General features: G+C 68.2%; 12 protein-coding genes and 1 pseudogene. 9 read left to right on the top strand and 4 right to left on the bottom strand.

Annotation, left to right across the window (positions count from 1 at the left end):
• Window position 1: 1 nt before the first annotated feature.
• The 4 genes from WDJ58_RS14860 to WDJ58_RS14845 are packed head-to-tail and all read left to right on the top strand — an operon-like array spanning window position 2 to window position 3,683.
• Complete coding sequence (locus tag WDJ58_RS14860; RefSeq protein WP_338914048.1) at window positions 2-946, top strand: ABC transporter permease; 945 nt, start codon at window positions 2-4, stop codon at window positions 944-946.
• The gene (locus WDJ58_RS14855) at window positions 943-2,037 is read left to right on the top strand and encodes an oligopeptide/dipeptide ABC transporter ATP-binding protein (protein ID WP_338914047.1); all 1,095 of its coding nucleotides are present in this window, start codon (window positions 943-945) and stop codon (window positions 2,035-2,037) included. The genes WDJ58_RS14860 and WDJ58_RS14855 overlap by 4 nt, the downstream gene beginning before the upstream one ends.
• Window positions 2,030-3,226, top strand: coding sequence for an ABC transporter ATP-binding protein (locus tag WDJ58_RS14850; protein ID WP_338914046.1), 1,197 nt, complete (start codon window positions 2,030-2,032; stop codon window positions 3,224-3,226). Before WDJ58_RS14855 ends, WDJ58_RS14850 begins: the two co-directional genes overlap by 8 nt.
• 7 nt (window positions 3,227-3,233) lie before the next feature.
• Window positions 3,234-3,683, top strand: a complete 450-nt coding sequence (locus tag WDJ58_RS14845) for a hypothetical protein (RefSeq protein WP_338914045.1) — start codon at window positions 3,234-3,236, stop codon at window positions 3,681-3,683.
• A gap of 213 nt (window positions 3,684-3,896) precedes the next feature.
• Here the strand turns inward: WDJ58_RS14845 and WDJ58_RS14840 are convergent, their stop codons facing one another.
• Window positions 3,897-5,468, bottom strand: coding sequence for a tryptophan 7-halogenase (locus tag WDJ58_RS14840; RefSeq protein WP_338914044.1), 1,572 nt, complete (start codon window positions 5,466-5,468; stop codon window positions 3,897-3,899).
• Between the two features lie 246 nt (window positions 5,469-5,714).
• Here WDJ58_RS14840 and WDJ58_RS14835 point away from each other — a divergent pair, with 246 nt between their 5' ends.
• Window positions 5,715-7,310 (top strand): N-acyl-D-amino-acid deacylase family protein, encoded by a 1,596-nt coding sequence (locus WDJ58_RS14835; RefSeq protein ID WP_338914043.1) that lies wholly within the window; start codon window positions 5,715-5,717, stop codon window positions 7,308-7,310.
• 71 nt (window positions 7,311-7,381) lie between these two features.
• Here the strand turns inward: WDJ58_RS14835 and WDJ58_RS14830 are convergent, their stop codons facing one another.
• Both WDJ58_RS14830 and WDJ58_RS14825 read right to left on the bottom strand, forming a co-directional pair.
• The gene (locus WDJ58_RS14830; RefSeq protein WP_338914042.1) at window positions 7,382-8,449 is read right to left on the bottom strand and encodes a M42 family metallopeptidase; all 1,068 of its coding nucleotides are present in this window, start codon (window positions 8,447-8,449) and stop codon (window positions 7,382-7,384) included.
• 120 nt (window positions 8,450-8,569) lie between these two features.
• Window positions 8,570-9,973: a serine hydrolase gene (locus WDJ58_RS14825; protein WP_338914041.1), complete on the bottom strand. Its 1,404-nt coding sequence runs from the start codon at window positions 9,971-9,973 to the stop codon at window positions 8,570-8,572.
• 556 nt (window positions 9,974-10,529) lie between these two features.
• Here WDJ58_RS14825 and WDJ58_RS14820 point away from each other — a divergent pair.
• Both WDJ58_RS14820 and WDJ58_RS14815 read left to right on the top strand, forming a co-directional pair.
• A pseudogene (locus WDJ58_RS14820) lies at window positions 10,530-11,525 on the top strand (ferredoxin--nitrite reductase); the annotation flags it as partial.
• 201 nt (window positions 11,526-11,726) lie between these two features.
• On the top strand, window positions 11,727-11,885 hold the full coding sequence (locus WDJ58_RS14815) for a hypothetical protein (protein ID WP_338914040.1): 159 nt from the start codon (window positions 11,727-11,729) through the stop codon (window positions 11,883-11,885).
• Window positions 11,886-12,042: 157 nt separating this feature from the next.
• Here WDJ58_RS14815 and WDJ58_RS14810 read toward each other — a convergent pair whose 3' ends face one another.
• On the bottom strand, window positions 12,043-12,243 hold the full coding sequence (locus WDJ58_RS14810; protein WP_338914039.1) for a CopZ family metallochaperone: 201 nt from the start codon (window positions 12,241-12,243) through the stop codon (window positions 12,043-12,045).
• 397 nt (window positions 12,244-12,640) lie between these two features.
• On the opposite strand from WDJ58_RS14810, the gene WDJ58_RS14805 reads away from it, so the two are divergent.
• Together WDJ58_RS14805 and WDJ58_RS14800 are read left to right on the top strand one after the other, a co-directional pair.
• Window positions 12,641-15,265 (top strand): heavy metal translocating P-type ATPase, encoded by a 2,625-nt coding sequence (locus WDJ58_RS14805; protein ID WP_338914038.1) that lies wholly within the window; start codon window positions 12,641-12,643, stop codon window positions 15,263-15,265.
• Between the two features lie 97 nt (window positions 15,266-15,362).
• Window positions 15,363-15,779, top strand: coding sequence for a DUF302 domain-containing protein (locus WDJ58_RS14800; RefSeq protein ID WP_338914037.1), 417 nt, complete (start codon window positions 15,363-15,365; stop codon window positions 15,777-15,779).
• The last annotated feature ends 87 nt before the right edge of the window (window positions 15,780-15,866 follow it).

Here is a 15,866-nt window from a genome sequence, read left to right as displayed (position 1 = left end):
CATGAGCGGGGAGACCTCGACCTCGGTGACACAGCGGGACCGTGAGACGAAACAGGGGTGGAGCCGGTTCGTCCAGAACCTGAAGCGGAGCGCCATCGAGCAGGGGCGGATCTTCATGCGTTCGAAGATGGCGGTCGCCGGCCTGCTCATCATCCTGTTCTACATCGTCATGGCCCTGATATCGCCGTACATCGCCCCGTACGAGCCGTACGAACGCATCTACATGGCCGACGGCGGCTGGGCGAAGCTACAGCCCCCGTCGGCCGCGAACCCGCTCGGGACGACCGAGGCCGCCCACGACGTGCTCTCCCAGCTGTTGCTGGGGTCACGCATCGCCGTGTTCGTCGGGCTGCTCGGCGCGTTCATGGTCGCCGTCATCGGGACGACGCTCGGCATCGTCGCCGGCTACTACGGCGGCTGGGTCGACGAGGTCGTGATGCGGGTCGTGGACATCCTCTACGGGCTCCCGTTCATCCCCTTCGTCATCGTCCTGGTGACGGTCCTCGGGGCGAGCGTCTGGAACATCATCCTCGGTATCGCGCTGCTGTACTGGCTCTCGACGGCACGGGTGATACGCTCGGAGGTGCTCTCGCTGCGCGAACGGCCGTACGTGGAGGCGGCCCGCGCGGCCGGCGCGAGCGACTTCCGCATCATGGGTGTCCACATCCTCCCGAACGTCATCCCGCTGTCGGCGCTGTACGCCGCGATCGCGGTCGGCTACTCCATCGTCGCACAGGCCAGCATCGCCTTCCTCGGCTTCGGCGATCCGACCATCCCCTCGTGGGGTGTGATGCTCCAGCGGGCGTTCGTCACCCAGGCGTTCGGGGTCGCCTGGTGGTGGGTGATCCCGCCGGGCATCTCGATCACGCTCGTCGTGACCGGGGCGTATCTCGTCGGCCGCGGCTACGAGGAGGTCGTCAACCCACAGCTCCAACAGAAGGAATGAACCGGGCAAACACCGACTTCGAATTCGACGACGACGCACCGCTACTCGAGGTGACGGACCTCGAAGTGACCTACCGGACGCGCTCGGGCGGCCTCGTGGCCGTCGATCGGATCGACTTCACCGTCGACGAGAACGAGATCTTCGGCCTGGTCGGCGAGTCCGGCTGCGGAAAGAGCACCGTCGCACAGGCGATGCTGGGGCTCCTGCCGAGCAACGGCGAGGTGAGCGCCGGTTCGATCGAGTTCCGCGGCGTCGACCTGACGGATCTCGAGAAACGCGAGCTCGACACGCTCCGCTGGGAGCACGTCTCGCTGATCAGCCAGGGGGCGATGAACTCGCTCAACCCGGTGCTCCGGATCTCGAACCAGATCGTCGAGGCGATCCAGGCCCACCGCGACGTCTCGACCGAGGAGGCCAGGGAGCGGACAGCCGAGCTGTTCGAGATGGTGGGGCTCGACCCCGGGCGGATGGACGACTACCCCCACCAGTTCTCCGGCGGGATGAAACAGCGGGCGTACATCGCCATGTCGCTGGCGCTCGACCCCGATCTGATCATCGCCGACGAGCCGACGACCGCGCTGGACGTCATCGTCCAGGACCAGATCCTGAAGCGGCTGAAGGAGCTGCGCGACGAACTCGGCATCTCGGTCATCATCATCTCCCACGACATCAGCGTCATCGCGGAGACGTGCAACCGTCTGGGCGTGATGTACTCGGGGAAACTGATGGAGTACGGCGACCTGCGGGACATCTTCGCGAACCCGTACAACCCGTACACGCTGGGGCTCCAGAACGCGTTCCCCACGCTCCGGGGCGACCAGTCCGACCTCATCAGCATCCCCGGCAGCCCGCCGGACATCGCGGCGCTCCCGGAGGGCTGTCGGTTCAGGGCGCGCTGTCCGTTCGCCACCGCCGAGTGTGACACCGCCCACCCACCGCTCGAGGAGGTCGCCGAGGACCACTACTCGGCGTGTTACCACCACGAGCGGATCGAGTCGATGCGAACCGATGCCCAGCGCCGACGCACCTGGGAGCGGCTCCGCGACGACGCGACCGCGGGAACCGCGGCAGTGGAGGACGCCGATGACTGAAAAAAAGACGGAGACCGAGACAGGGGCCGACGAGGAGTACATCATGGAGTGCGAGGGGCTGAAGCAGTACTTCAGCACCGGGGGCGGGCTGTTACAGAGCCTGTTCGGCGAGCAGAGCTACGTCCGCGCCGTCGACGGGATCGACATGCGGATCTCGGAGGGGGAGATCGTCGGGCTGGCCGGCGAGTCCGGCTGCGGGAAGACCACCACGGGGAAGACGCTCATCCGCCTCCTCGATCCCACCGAGGGGACCATCCGGTTCCGCGGCGAGGACGTGACGGGGATCTCCGGCTCGGAGCTCCAGGAGTTCCGCCGGGACGTCCAGATCATCTTCCAGGACCCCTTCGAGAGCCTCAACCCGCGACAGACCGTCTACGACACCGTCGTCGAGCCGCTGAAGATCCACGGGATCGGCTCCGGCGAGGAGCGGTACGAACGGGTCATCGAAGCCCTGGAGCGATCCGAACTGACGCCCCCCGAGGCGTATCTCGAGAGTTACCCCCACCAGCTCTCGGGCGGGGAGAAACAGCGCGTCGCCATCGCGAGGGCGCTGGTGCTCGAGCCGGACTTCCTGCTGGCGGACGAACCCGTCTCGATGCTCGACGTCTCCATCCGGGCGGGCGTGCTGAACCTCCTCCAGCGGCTCAACGAGGAGCTCGGGCTGACCATCCTGTTCATCAGCCACGACCTCTCGCTGCTCCGGCAGGTCTGTGACCGCATCGGCATCATGTATCTCGGACGGATCATCGAGTTCGGGGAGACCGAGTCGGTCATCCAGGACCCGGTCCACCCCTACGCGAAGGCGCTGCTCGGTGCCGCGCCGGAGCCGGACCCGTTCCGCGAGCGCGAGCACGTCGAGATCAGGGGCTCCATCCCGGATCCCATCAACCTCCCCTCGGGCTGTCGGTTCAAGGGCCGCTGTCCCGAGCGGGAGGAGATCTGTGACCACATCGATCCGCCGCTCCTCCCGATCGACGACGGGGACGGCGGTCGCCGTATCGCGTGTCACGCCTACTACGAGGCCGAGGACCGCGAGCGGTTCGAACAGCAGCTTCGGGAGATGGAGGACGTCCCGGAGGAGGCAAAGCGAAACCCCCACCGCCGGGTCGAACTCGAAGACGAGGACGAGGGGATCACCGGGGCGACCGACGAGCACGATAGCGGGACCGGGACCGGGATCTCCGACTGACCCGACCGTGACGGACGCCGCGACCGACACGTCGCTCGCGCTCCGGCTCTCGAGCGGCCGAACGGGTAGCGCGTTCATCACGCTGCTGGTGGGCGTCGTCGCCGGCTGCTGGGTCGGGTACGTGCTCGTCTACCCGGTGTCGTCGCTACCGCTCCCGCGGTACACGCTCGCGGGGGTGGTGGTGCTGGGGTACTACCTCGACTACTTCGCCGAGTCGATGCTCGCGCGGCTGCTGACCGTCTTCGGGGCCTCGGCCGTCGCCTACGTCGTCGGGTTCGCCGGGTACGCCTTTCCGGCCCTGGTCGGCTGGTACGCGGACCCCCTCGTCCGGCGGTCGCTCTACTTCTCGGGGCTCCGGGAGGCGTTCCTGTTCTCGCTGATGGCGATGACGCTGCTGCTCGTGGGGACGTTCGTCAGCTACATCGTCCGGAACACCTACGCCGAGTTCACACGGTAGGCGGCGAACCCCGGGTCACCTCGGTGGCGGTGTCGAGCCTATCGGGGACCGGATACGATACCGATCTCCTTCCCCGCCCCCCTTTTCCCTGATCGGATTCGAAGCCTCGCCCGTACGACGGGTTCGACCGCTCATACGGATTGTTGTAACGATTTACCGGCGATCACTCGAACCGGGTCCATGATCGCCGGTAAAAGACTACAACAATCCGTATCAGCCGAACCCGGGGTGGATCCCCCGGTAGAACTCCTCGTAGGTGAGGAACCGATCCATCTCGTCCGGGAGCCCGGCGGTGTACTCATCGACCCGTTCGGCCACCTCGGGGTCGGGCTCCACGTCGAGGCGCTCGTAGAACTCCGACTCGACGCCCAGGTTCCGGAGGACGTGGTAGTAGAGGTAGTACTCGTTGAGGTCCGTCGCGGTCCGGGTGAGGCGGTACCGGTCGCGCCACGCGGAGAACCCCGAGTCCTGGTAGGACCGGTAGTGGGGTAGCTCCCCCGGGTTGATCGATCGGGCGTCCTCCCAGAACGGCGTCGATCCGGAGTTGTACTTGTAGTAGATGCTGACGAAGTCGTACACCTCCTCCCAGGTGTCCCGGGTGGACTCGTTGAACAGCCGTCGCATCCCCTCGTGGTTGATCCGGCCGTGCTTGCCGAGCAGCCTGGCGAGCCGGGCGGCCAGCTTGCACGAGGTGGTCAGCGCCGTCGACTGGAGCGGCTCGACGAACCCCAGCGCGTTCCCGATGGCGACGCAGTTCCCGAGCCAGGGCGTCTCCAGGACGCCGGAGTCGAACCGGTACCGGCGTATCTCCCCGGGGTCGATCTCCTCGTCCCGCGTCTCGAGGAACTCCCGTTCGGCGCCCTCCTCGGAGAGGTGCGCGGAGGAGTAGACGTAGCCCACGTCGCGTGCGCCGCAGGTCTCGTCGGCGGTGTCGATCTGCCAGAACCACCCGGCGTCACCGGACGTGACGACGGTCGCGGAGACGATCTCCGAGTGAGGGATCTCCGGGGTCGCGACGACCGCCGAGTCCACGGGGAGGTCGAACTCGACGAGCGGGTTGTCGAGCTCGCCCGCGAGGACCCGCTGGAACCCCGACGCGTCGACGTAGAGGTCCGCGGAGTAGTCGTCCGTCTCTCCCACGAGCCGGTCGATACGGTCGCCCGAGGTCTCCACGCGGGTGATCCGGTCGCCGATCAGATCGCCGCCGCGCTCGCGGTAGACCTTCCGCAGGAACTCGTTGAAGCTGCGGGAGTTGAAGTGGTATGACGCGCTCGGCAGCGGCTGCTCGATGGTGGAGACGTCGTCCCGGTGGATGGCGATCGGTGCCACGCCCGGGGTCTCCGCGACCAGCTCGTACAGCGTGGAGAAGTCGCGCCGCTCGTAGCGGTGGTAGAACTCGTGGAACTCGTCCTCGTGGCGCGGGGTCAGGTTGTTGATCTCGGGGCCGGCCGCGTCGTCGTCGTCGCTCGTGATCGGTAGCGCCTGACCCAGCGGACTGTGGAACGGGTCGAGCCCCGTCCAGTCCTCGAAGTACACGGTCGCCTTCCAGGCCAGCTTCACCTCCCCGATCACCCGCCCGATGTCGATACCCAGGCAGTCCTGCAGGAAGGTCACCACGTACGAGAGCGTGCTCTTTCCGACCTCCGGGACGGACTCGTCGGAGTCGTCGACGACGACGACCTCCACCCCGTCGAGCTCCCTGTCGAGGGCGAGAGCGGTGAGCAACCCGGCGTCCCCACCCCCGACCACCGTTATCGACTCGATCTCCTCGAAACCCCGACTCATATACGAGGTGTCCTCGGGGGGGCCGCGTCTTCAACGTTCGGCCGAAACCCGCACGTTCCGGCGGAACTCGCCCGACGACGCGCATCCATGACCGACCCGTCGGGCCGACATCCGAACGACCGATCGGCGTTCGGAGGTCGAACTGCACGCTGGTCGGGTCCGTCCGGGGTCCAACACCTCCTCGGTACCCGCCCTCCCGTCCTTGTGAGGTCCTACACTTTAGGTGGGGTCCGCTGAAGCCGTCACATGGGATACGACGTGCTGTTCCGGGACGGGCGAATCGTCGACGGGACCGGCTCCCCCTGGTTTCGCGGGGTCCTCGCGGTCGAGGACGGCCGCATCGCCGCGGTCGGGGCCGTCGGTTCGGACGCCGACGCGGACGAGGAGGTCCCCCTCGACGGGAGTGCGATCGCTCCGGGGTTCATCGACATCCACACCCACTCGGACTTCACGCTCCCGGCCAACCGCGACGCCCACAGCAAGGTCCGGCAGGGCGTGACGTTAGAGGTCGTCGGCAACTGTGGCACCAGCGCGGCCCCGCGCTACGGCGCGGCCGCCCGCGGCGTCGAGGAGTGGTTCGAGAGCAACGGCCTCGGCGGGGCGGTCGATCCGACCGCCTGGGAGAGTATGAGGGACTACCTCGACCACCTCGACGGGGACGTCTCGCTCAACGTCGCCTCGCTCGTCGGTCACGGCAACGTCCGTGCGGCCGTCGTCGGCTACGACGACCGCGCGCCCACGGCAGACGAACTCGACGAGATGTGCGACCTCGTCGCCGAGTCGATGGCGGACGGTGCCGTCGGCCTCTCGACGGGGCTGTTCTACCCGCCGGGGTCGTTCGCCGAAACCGACGAGGTGGTCGCGCTCGCGAGGATCGCCGCCGACCACGACGGCTTCTACGCCACGCACATGCGTTCGGAGAGCGACGGCCTCATCGACAGCGTCGATGAGACCATCGAGATCGGCCGCCGGGCCGGCGTCCCCGTCCAGATCTCCCACCACAAGGCGATCGGCCCCGACAACTGGGGGAAGGTCCGCTACACGCTCCGCCGGATGGAGCTGGCCCGCGAGCGCGACGGGGTCGACGTCCAGTGCGACCAGTACCCCTACGTCGCCTCCTCGACCAGCCTCGGCGCGCTCCTGCCCAACTGGGCGCACGACGGCGGCGACGACGCCCTGCTCGACCGGCTCCGCGACGACGAGACGAGAGAGCGTATCCGCGGGGAGCTGGCGACCGACCGGAACAGCTCCTGGGACGGCGTCCTCGTCACGAACGTCCGGAACCCGGACCTGAAGGGCACGGAGGGGAGGACGATCGCCGAACTCGCCGCCCGGGAGGGCGAGGAGCGTGATCCGGCGGACGTGCTCCTCGACATCGTGCTGGAGGACCGGAACCGCACCATGCACGTCAACTTCGGGATGGACGAGGCCGACGTGCGGACGGTGATGCGCCACGATCTCACGATGGTCGGAAGCGACGGCTCCTCGCTGGAGCGGGAAGGGCCGCTCGGCGAGGGCGTCCCCCACCCGCGGAACTACGGTACGTTCCCGCGCGTGCTCGGCCACTACGCGCGCGAGGAGTCGGTCGTTTCCGTCGAGTCGGCCGTCCACAAGATGACGGGACTACCGGCCGCGCGGATGGGGCTCGACGACCGCGGCGTGCTCAAGGCGGGCGCGAAGGCGGACGTGACCGTCTTCGATCCGGAGACCGTCGCGCAGGTCGGCGACTTCCTCGACCCGACGAACTACCCCGACGGGATCGAGCGCGTGCTCGTCAACGGCGAGCTGGTCGTCCGCGACGGCGAGCACACCGGCAACCGGCCCGGCGAGATCGTCTCCTGAGTGGGGAGCGATCGGGACCCCAACTGGGCGACCACGTCGCTCCCGTCGCCGCTCGATCCCCGGCAGTCCGCTCATCGCGGTCGGCGTATCTCCTCGCGCGTCGGGACCTCCCGATCGAGGGCGGCCAGTAGCACCGCGACCGTTCCGTCGGCGTCGGCCAGCGACGCCGTCTCGACCGGCGAGTGGGTGTACCGACACGGGACGGCGATCGCCCCGGCGTGACGCCCACCACGCACCTGCTGGAACTCGGTCGCGTCGGTCGACCCCGTGAGCATCACGTCGTGCTGGAGGGAGACGCCGGCGTCCTCGGCCGCCCCGACGAGCCACGAGCGGGTCTGCCGGTCGACGATGATCCCGTCGAACATGTACTCCGAGGTGCCGTCGCCGAACTCGACGACCGGGCCGCCGTCGAGCGTCGCCGAGACGCCCTCCTCCCGGCCGGCCGGGTAGTCGTCAACCGGGAACACCTCCAGGGCTATCCCGACGTCCGGGTCGACGGCGTAGCCCGCCGCCCGGGCACCCCGGAGGCCGACCTCCTCCTGGACCGTGGCGACGTAGTGGACCGTCGGCTCGACGTCGGCCTCGCGGGCGACCGCCAGCAGCACCGCGAGCAGGAGGCGGTCGTCGAGCGCCCGCCCAGTGATCCGGTCGCCGGCGAGCCGTTCGACTCCCCGGTCCCAGGTCGCGAAGTCGCCCGGTTCGACGTTCAGGTCGGCCACCCCCTCTCGACTGCTGGCCCCCACGTCGATGCGGAGGTCCCGCGCGAGGGACTCCTTCTCCTCGTCGCTCATGTAGTGACGACAGCGCGGCCCGACGACGCCGAGGACGCCGTCCGGTCCCACGCGCACCCGCTGGCCGGGGAAGTTCCCCCTGTAGTGACCGCCGAGCATGGTGTACTCGAGGAAGCCGTCCTCGTCGACGCCGTCGATCAGGAGTCCCAGTTCGTCGGTGTGTGCGGCGAGCATGACCTCGAAGTCCGAACCCTCGCTCGTCGCCACGACGTTCCCCAGGTCGTCGTACTCGACGCGGTCGACGTGGGGCTCGATCAGGTCCGCGAAGGCGTCGACGACGGCGTACTCGTTGCCTGGCGCGCCCCGCGCCTCGATCAGGGCCTCCAGCTCGGCGTAGTCGACGGACATAGCTGGGTGAGAGACGGTGCCGGATTAACCGTTCTGGTGCCCGCAGTGACGGCCGTGAGCGCGTTCGATTGGACTACGGGCGCTCCCTGAACTCACCCGCGACCCCCCACACCGACGAGCTCAGGTACGTGGCCGGTGGAGTCGCCAGCGCTGGAGGTACATGTCGACCGAGTCGTCCCCGACCTCGAACCGGACCGTGACGTCGTTACCCCCCGCGTCGACGGTCCTGAACGTCGAGACCCCGGCACCGAGGTCCTCGGGGACCAACGCGAGTTCCATCCCGCCGAGCCCGTCGTCCTCGTCCACGACGCGGAGCCCGCCACCGAGCCGGGTCACCTCCAGGGACTGTACCCCCCGGTAGGACTCGTAGGTCCCGGTGAGAACCGGGAGCCGCTCCTCCAGCGCGTAGTGGGGAACGGCCTCGATGGGATCCTCGTCCGCGAGCAGCGCGAGCACAGCCGGTCCCGCGTGCATCGGGTGGGTTCGGGGCCCCGTCGTACAGAGGAGCGCGACGCCGAGCCCCCGGTTCTTCAGATAGCCGAGGTAGGCGTTGTACACCCCGATCCCCCCGCCGTGCCCGACCAGCGTATCGCCGAGGAACTCGCGCACCATCCACCCGTAGGCGTACCGCTGTTCGGTCCCGCCGAGGAGACGTTCGCGCGTCGAGACGGGCGTCCGCGACTCCTCGATGCGGTCGGCGGGGAGGATCCGCTCGCCCCGGAACGAGCCGTCGTTGAGCTGCATCCGCCCGTAGCGCGAGAGCTCCATCACCGAACTCAGCAGCCCCCCCGGCGCGTGGATCGGCCGGTCGAACGGGAATCGGCCCTCCTCGATCGACCCCTCGCGCCTGTAGTACGGCGTCATGGTGTCCCCGTCGGACTCGAACCGCTCGCGCCGGAACGTCGATCGCTCCATCCCGAGCGGCTCCTGGATCTCCTCCCGGACGTACTCCGCGTACGCCCTCCCGCTGACCGCCTCGACGACCTCCCCGAGGAGCGTGAACCCGGAGTTGTAGTAGAAGAACGGGTCGTCGAGGCCGAGCACTCGTTCGTCCACCGATCCTCCGACGTGGCGGGCGAAGTCCTCGTCGCTCGACAGCGGGACCTCCGTGTCGTCGACGTCCATCGCTCGGCCGATCAGCGCCGTCGCCATCCCGTCGCTCGGCATCCCCGAACTGTGGGTAAGCAGCTCGCGGATCGTCACCGGCGGACCGGAGGCGTCCCGGAGGTGGGGGACGTACGCCGAGACGTCGTCGGTCACGGCGAGGTCGCCCGCCTCCGCCAGCTGGAGGATCGCGACGCCGGTGAACGACTTGGTACACGAGCCGATCCCTATGAGTGTGTCCGGGGTCGCGGGCGTGTTCTCCCGGAGGTCACGCGCGCCGAACGCGAACCCCGCCGCGTGGTCCGCGTCGAACACGGCGAGCGTCGCCCCCGGTATCCGGTGTTCGCCCACCCACTCGGAGACGAACCGCTCGGCGGCGCTCACCCTGCGACCGTCGACGTCGATATCGGATGCGTCCATGGGGGGCCTCCTCGCCACCGGTACATAAGCCATTCACCGAACGCGTGTCGTCTACGGTTCCGTATTACTGCACGGGAGCACACCGACTACGGGGAAGAATACACGTGATTGCGGGAACGGAGGGACGTGTGCGCGGATGGACGACGTCACCGCGTTCGAAGGCCGTCCTCGCACCGGACGTCGGTGGCTCCGGCGTTCGGTTCTGCGCGCTTTCGACGGGCGTTCGTCCAGTAGTCGAGTTCGGTCGACTCAGGGGTTCAGAGCCCGCTTTCACGTCTGTCGAGCCTTCGGTCGCCGACGAGTCCGGTCACCGAGGCCATCGCGGAGGGACGGCAGGATGAATTTCCTCCAGTAATCGCCCACTCTATTTCAATATATTATTTTCTTCCCGGTATAAGAAGTTATATTACCTATACGGGCCACTATCATAGACAGGTCGTTCGGCTATAGAGATTATTTTAGGTTGTTTGTCCATCAGGTATTTATACGAGACATCTCCGGTCCCGGCCGAGTTTCGGCTGCTTTCGCCGGAATCGTACGGAGGTATACGGGTCACATGGCTCACAAGAAGGAGGAGTACAAGGAGGAACTGTACGGCGACGACGTCCGGGAGAAGCTCCTGAAGTTCGCCGACCGTGGCTGGGAGTCCATCCCGGAGGACGAGCGCGAGAAGTGGTTCACCCGCTTCAAGTTCTGGGGGGTCTTCCACCAGCGGAGCGGCCAGGAGAGCTACTTCATGATGCGGCTCACGAACTGTGGGGGCATCCTGGAGCCGGGACAGCCACGGGCCATCGGCGAGGTGGCGCGGGAGTACGCCACCGGACCGGTCGAGAACCCCGAGTTCGGGGACGGCTGGGTCGACTTCACGACCCGGCAGTCGATCCAGCTCCACTGGATCAAGCTCGAGGACGTCCCCGCCGTCTGGGAGAAGCTGGAGGCGGCGGGCGTCTCGACCCGTTCGTCAAGCGGTGACACGATGCGGAACATCTCGGGCTGTCCGGTCGCGGGGAAGGCCGAGGAGTACGCCGAGTCCCGTCCGATCCTCGACGAGATCGGGGAGACGATCCGGGGCGACGACGACCTGTCGAACATGCCCCGGAAGTTCAACATCTCCGTCTCCGGGTGTCGACAGGGCTGTGCCCAGGACGTCATCAACGACATCGGGCTGGAGCCGGCCCACCGGCTCGTCGACGGGGAGCACGTCGAGGGGTTCAACGTCCGCATCGGGGGCGGTCTGGGGGGGCACGAACCGCGACGGGCACGTCCCCTCGACGTCTTCGTCCGTCCGGAGCACGCCGTCGACGTCGTCCGGGCGTTCGTCGAGCACTACCACGCGGAGGGGGACCGGGGGAACCGCTCGAAGAACCGGGCGCGGTTCTTCGTCGACGAGCACGGGACGGAGGCGATCCGCGAGGCGCTCGACGAGCGGACGGAGTTCGAGCTACACGCCGCCGGGACGGACTTCCGCGGCGAGTACACCTACAACGCCGGCCGCCCCGCGGAACGTGGTCCCCACGACCACGTCGGCGTCTACGACCAGGCCGACGGCCGGCGGGATCGTCTACCCGCTGATCTACGGCTCGCTTCCGAACATCCACCTCGGGTACGCCGCCGTCGCCATCGGGATCTTCCTCCCGCTGACGGCCTTTTTCCTGTGGGCGATGCGATACGAGGAGGACCTCGCCGCTCACGGGATCGGCTCGCGGGAGGGCTGGCTCGGTGCCGACTCGACCCCCGCCGGAGGTGACGACTGATGGGGGCGGACGGATACGGGCACGGGGCCGACGTGGAACCGGACGGCTGGTACCGGTGGGGTCGGGTCGTGCTCTACGCGGAGATGGTGATCGCGACGCTCATCACCGTCTTCTCGCTCTACCTGGCGTTCCAGGGAACCGCCGGGTTCCTGGCGTAGCGTTCGGCTCACGCTCCCCGGTGGTCCCGTCGGCACTCCTGGCGTCGTCGTCTCCCTCTCTGCTAATCGAGCCGTCAGGTCAGCCCCCGACGACGCCGTACCGCCGCCCGCGATCCCGAGATCCGTCGGCCAGTGGACGACCCGACCGCGCTCGCGCTCAGGCGTGCGCCGTGTAGCCGGCGTCCTCGACGGCCCGGACGAGTTCGTCGGGCTCGGCGTCCCCCTCGACGCTCGCCCGCCCGGCTTCCCGATCGACGCTCGCGTCGGTGACGCCGTCGACACCCCGGAGCGCCTCGCCGACGGTCCGCTCGCAGTGTTCACAGCTCATCCCCTCTACACTGATCGTGGTCGTCGTCATGCGGTTCACCTACGTCAGCCACGCTTTTCGGGGTTGTCGCTTCGAACCCGGTGTGAGGCCCCGCGGACGGTTCGGATCCGAAAGGTGGCGTCCGAGGGTCGGCCTCGCCCGGGGCAGCAGACCGTCCAGGCGGACACGCCGGGCTCGGCCCTCACACCGGTCGGTACGGGACGTTCGCCGCCGGATCTCGCCGGCGGCCCCGATCGATTCCCGAACGCCCACGTCCGCTCTCCGCGCCCGTTCGGCTCGTGTCACGGTCCGCCCGCTCGGACAGGCGGTGGCACCTTCGGTACCGGTTCCAGGCCCGAGGTGGATTTCGATACGAAAGTATCCACCCAATAGTGGCGAACGTTCGAAAGAGCAAGTGGGTTGAACGGTGGGGACGTACGTACTGGTAATGAGTCAGCACCGCGTCCACATCGACATCCAGGGGATGAGCTGTGCGAACTGCTCGCAGACCATCTCCGAGGCCGTCGGCTCCCTCGACGGCGTCTCGGAGGTGAACGTGAACTACGCCACCGACGAGGGGACCGTCGAGTACGATCCTCGGGAGGTGTCGCTGGCCCGGATCTACGAGGCCGTCGAGGACGCCGGCTACACGCCGGTCACGGAGTCGGTGACCATCGGGATCACCGACATGACGTGTGCCAACTGCTCGGAGACGGTGCAGGGCGCGCTCGAAGACGTGCCGGGCGTCGTGCGGGCGGACGTGAACTACGCCACCGACGAGGCACAGATCACCTACGCACCGGGCGAGGTGGGCCGTTCCGACCTCTACGACGCCATCGAGGGCGCCGGCTACTCGCCCGTCCGCGAGGAGGCCGACGAGGAGGAGGGACCGGGCGGTGACGCCCGCGAGGCCGCCCGGCAGGCCGAGATCCGTCGCCAGCGCCGGCTGACGCTGTTCGGCGCGACGCTCGCCGCACCCCTGCTGTTCTTCCTCGTCGAGAAGCTCCTCCTCGGCGGCGGCGTCCTCCCCGAGACGGTTCTGGGAGTGGAGTTCGGCTGGGTCGAGTTCCTGCTGGCGACGCCCGTCCAACTGGTACTGGGCTGGCCGTTCTACAGGAACTCCTACAAGGCGCTCGTGAAGAACGGGCGGGCCAACATGGACGTGCTGATCGCCCTGGGGTCCACCACCGCGTACGTCTACTCGGTGGCGGTGCTCTCGGGGCTGATCGCCGGTGGGGTCTACTTCGACACCGCGGCGCTCATCCTCGTGTTCATCACGCTCGGGAACTACCTCGAGGCCCGCTCGAAGGGGCAGGCCGGCGAGGCCCTCAGGAAGCTACTGGAGATGGAGGCCGAGACGGCCACGGTCCTCGACGATGAGGGGAACGAGGAGGAGGTCCCCCTCGAGGACGTCGAGGTCGGCGACCGGATGAAGGTCCGGCCCGGCGAGCGGATCCCCACCGACGGCGTGGTGGTCGACGGTCAGAGTGCGGTCGACGAGTCGATGGTCACCGGCGAGTCGGTGCCGGTCGAGAAGGCCGAGGGCGACGAGGTAGTGGGCTCGACGATCAACGAGAACGGCGTCCTCGTGGTCGAGGCGACGAAGGTCGGCTCCGACACGGCGCTCCAGCAGATCGTCCGGACGGTGAAGGAGGCCCAGTCGCGCCAGCCCGACATCCAGAACCTCGCCGACCGTATCAGTGCCTACTTCGTCCCCGCGGTCATCGCCAACGCCCTGCTCTGGGGCGTCGTCTGGTACCTCTTCCCCGGGGCGCTCGCCGGGGTCGTCGAGTGGCTCCCGCTGTGGGGGCTCGTCGCGGGCGGTCCCGCGGTCGCCGGCGGGACCGTCTCGATCTTCGAGTTCGCCGTCGTCGTCTTCGCCTCGGCGGTGCTCATCGCCTGTCCCTGTGCGCTCGGGCTGGCGACGCCCGCGGCCACGATGGTCGGGACGACGATCGGCGCGCAGAACGGCGTGCTGTTCAAGGGCGGTGACGTCCTCGAGCGCGCGAAGGACGTCGACACGGTCGTCTTCGACAAGACCGGGACGCTCACGAGGGGCGAGATGGAGCTGACCGACGTGGTCGTGGTCGACGCCGAGAAGCGAGCGGCCGTCGACGGCGGTGAGACTGCCGCGGACGGCGGGCGGATGGCCGCCCACGAGCGCGTCGACGAGGACGAGGTGCTCCGGCTGGCGGCCGCAGCCGAGAGCGGTAGCGAACACCCGCTCGCCCGGGCCATCGTCGAGGGTGCCGAGGCGCGCGGCCTCGATCCCGGTGACGCCACCGACTTCGAGAACGTCCCCGGACACGGCGTCCGGGCGACCGTCGACGGCGAGACGGTGCTGGTCGGCAACCGGAAGCTCCTGCGCGAGAGCGGCATCGACCCGTCGCCCGCTGAGGAGGAGATGGAGCGGCTCGAACGCGAGGGCAAGACGGCGATGCTCGTCGCACGCGTGCGGTCCGACGGCGAGGGCGAACTCCTCGGCGTCGTGGCCGACGCCGACACGGTCAAGGAGAGCGCGGAGGCGGCCGTCGCGGAGCTACGCGAGCGGGGCATCGACGTGATGATGATCACCGGCGACAACGAGCGGACCGCCCGCGCGGTCGCCGAGCGGGTCGGCATCGACCCGGGGAACGTCCGTGCGGGAGTGCTCCCCGAGGACAAGTCCGACGCGGTCGAGGCCATCCAGGACGAGGGTCGCAGAGCGATGATGGTCGGCGATGGGGTCAACGACGCGCCCGCGCTCGCCGTCGCCTACGTCGGCTGTGCGATCGGTTCGGGGACCGACGTGGCCATCGAGGCCGCCGACGTGACGCTGATGCGCGACGACCCGCTCGACGTGGTGAAGGCCATCCGCATCTCGGAGGCGACCCTCCAGAAGATCAAGCAGAATCTCGTCTGGGCGCTAGGGTACAACACGGCGATGATCCCCCTCGCCTCCCTCGGGCTGCTCCAGCCCGTGCTCGCGGCCGGCGCGATGGCGTTCTCCAGCGTGTCGGTCCTCACCAACAGCCTGCTGTTCAGGCGCTACACCCCCGACCACGACTACGAGCTGCTCGGTTGGCTGCGCTAATCCCCGCCCTCTCACCGGATCTCGCGACCTGTTCCGCCGTCGGAATCCCCGATTTCGAACCTGTATCGTTATATCGGACGAGGTAGTAGTGTGAAATATGGGATATACTATGCAAGAAACCGTGGACGCGGAGTTCGACCGTGCCGTCGAGACGACGGTGGACGCCCTCGGCGACGAGGGGTTCGGGGTCCTCTGTGATATCGACGTGCGGGCGACGTTCGAGGAGAAGCTCGACCGCGAGTTCCGCCAGTACCGCATCCTGGGCGCGTGTAACCCGGCGCTGGCGCACGAGGGGCTGACCGAGGAGCCCGGGCTCGGCACGCTCCTCCCGTGTAACGTCGTCGTCTACGAGACCGACGACGGGGAAGTCGTCGTGAGCGCGGTCGATCCGCGGGAGCTGGTCGGCATTGCCGACAACGAGGCGCTCGACTCGATCGCGACCGAAGTCCACGACCGGTTCGAGCGCGTCCTGACGGTCGTCGCCGACGAACTCGGGACCGACCCCGAAATCTGATCGTGTCCTCCTCGACCCGGCTCGATCGCGACGGTCGGAGTAGTCGGTGAGTGCGTCCCAGGATCCGAGCTCGATGGTCGACCTCGT

Source organism: Salinirubellus litoreus (assembly GCF_037335815.1).
GTDB classification, from domain to species: domain Archaea; phylum Halobacteriota; class Halobacteria; order Halobacteriales; family Haloarculaceae; genus Salinirubellus; species Salinirubellus litoreus.
Note: the sequence above shows the minus strand (reverse complement) of the source record. Positions and strands in the feature narration are given on the sequence as shown.

Coding starts and splice junctions, on each gene's coding strand:
- WDJ58_RS14830 (WP_338914042.1), bottom strand. CDS start 8,449: ATGTCCGTCGACTACGCCGAGCTGGAGGCCCTGATCGAGGCGCGGGGC.
- WDJ58_RS14800 (WP_338914037.1), top strand. CDS start 15,363: ATGGGATATACTATGCAAGAAACCGTGGACGCGGAGTTCGACCGTGCC.
- WDJ58_RS14835 (WP_338914043.1), top strand. CDS start 5,715: ATGGGATACGACGTGCTGTTCCGGGACGGGCGAATCGTCGACGGGACC.
- WDJ58_RS14815 (WP_338914040.1), top strand. CDS start 11,727: ATGGGGGCGGACGGATACGGGCACGGGGCCGACGTGGAACCGGACGGC.
- WDJ58_RS14810 (WP_338914039.1), bottom strand. CDS start 12,243: ATGACGACGACCACGATCAGTGTAGAGGGGATGAGCTGTGAACACTGC.
- WDJ58_RS14825 (WP_338914041.1), bottom strand. CDS start 9,973: ATGGACGCATCCGATATCGACGTCGACGGTCGCAGGGTGAGCGCCGCC.
- WDJ58_RS14860 (WP_338914048.1), top strand. CDS start 2: ATGAGCGGGGAGACCTCGACCTCGGTGACACAGCGGGACCGTGAGACG.
- WDJ58_RS14850 (WP_338914046.1), top strand. CDS start 2,030: ATGACTGAAAAAAAGACGGAGACCGAGACAGGGGCCGACGAGGAGTAC.
- WDJ58_RS14840 (WP_338914044.1), bottom strand. CDS start 5,468: ATGAGTCGGGGTTTCGAGGAGATCGAGTCGATAACGGTGGTCGGGGGT.
- WDJ58_RS14855 (WP_338914047.1), top strand. CDS start 943: ATGAACCGGGCAAACACCGACTTCGAATTCGACGACGACGCACCGCTA.
- WDJ58_RS14805 (WP_338914038.1), top strand. CDS start 12,641: ATGAGTCAGCACCGCGTCCACATCGACATCCAGGGGATGAGCTGTGCG.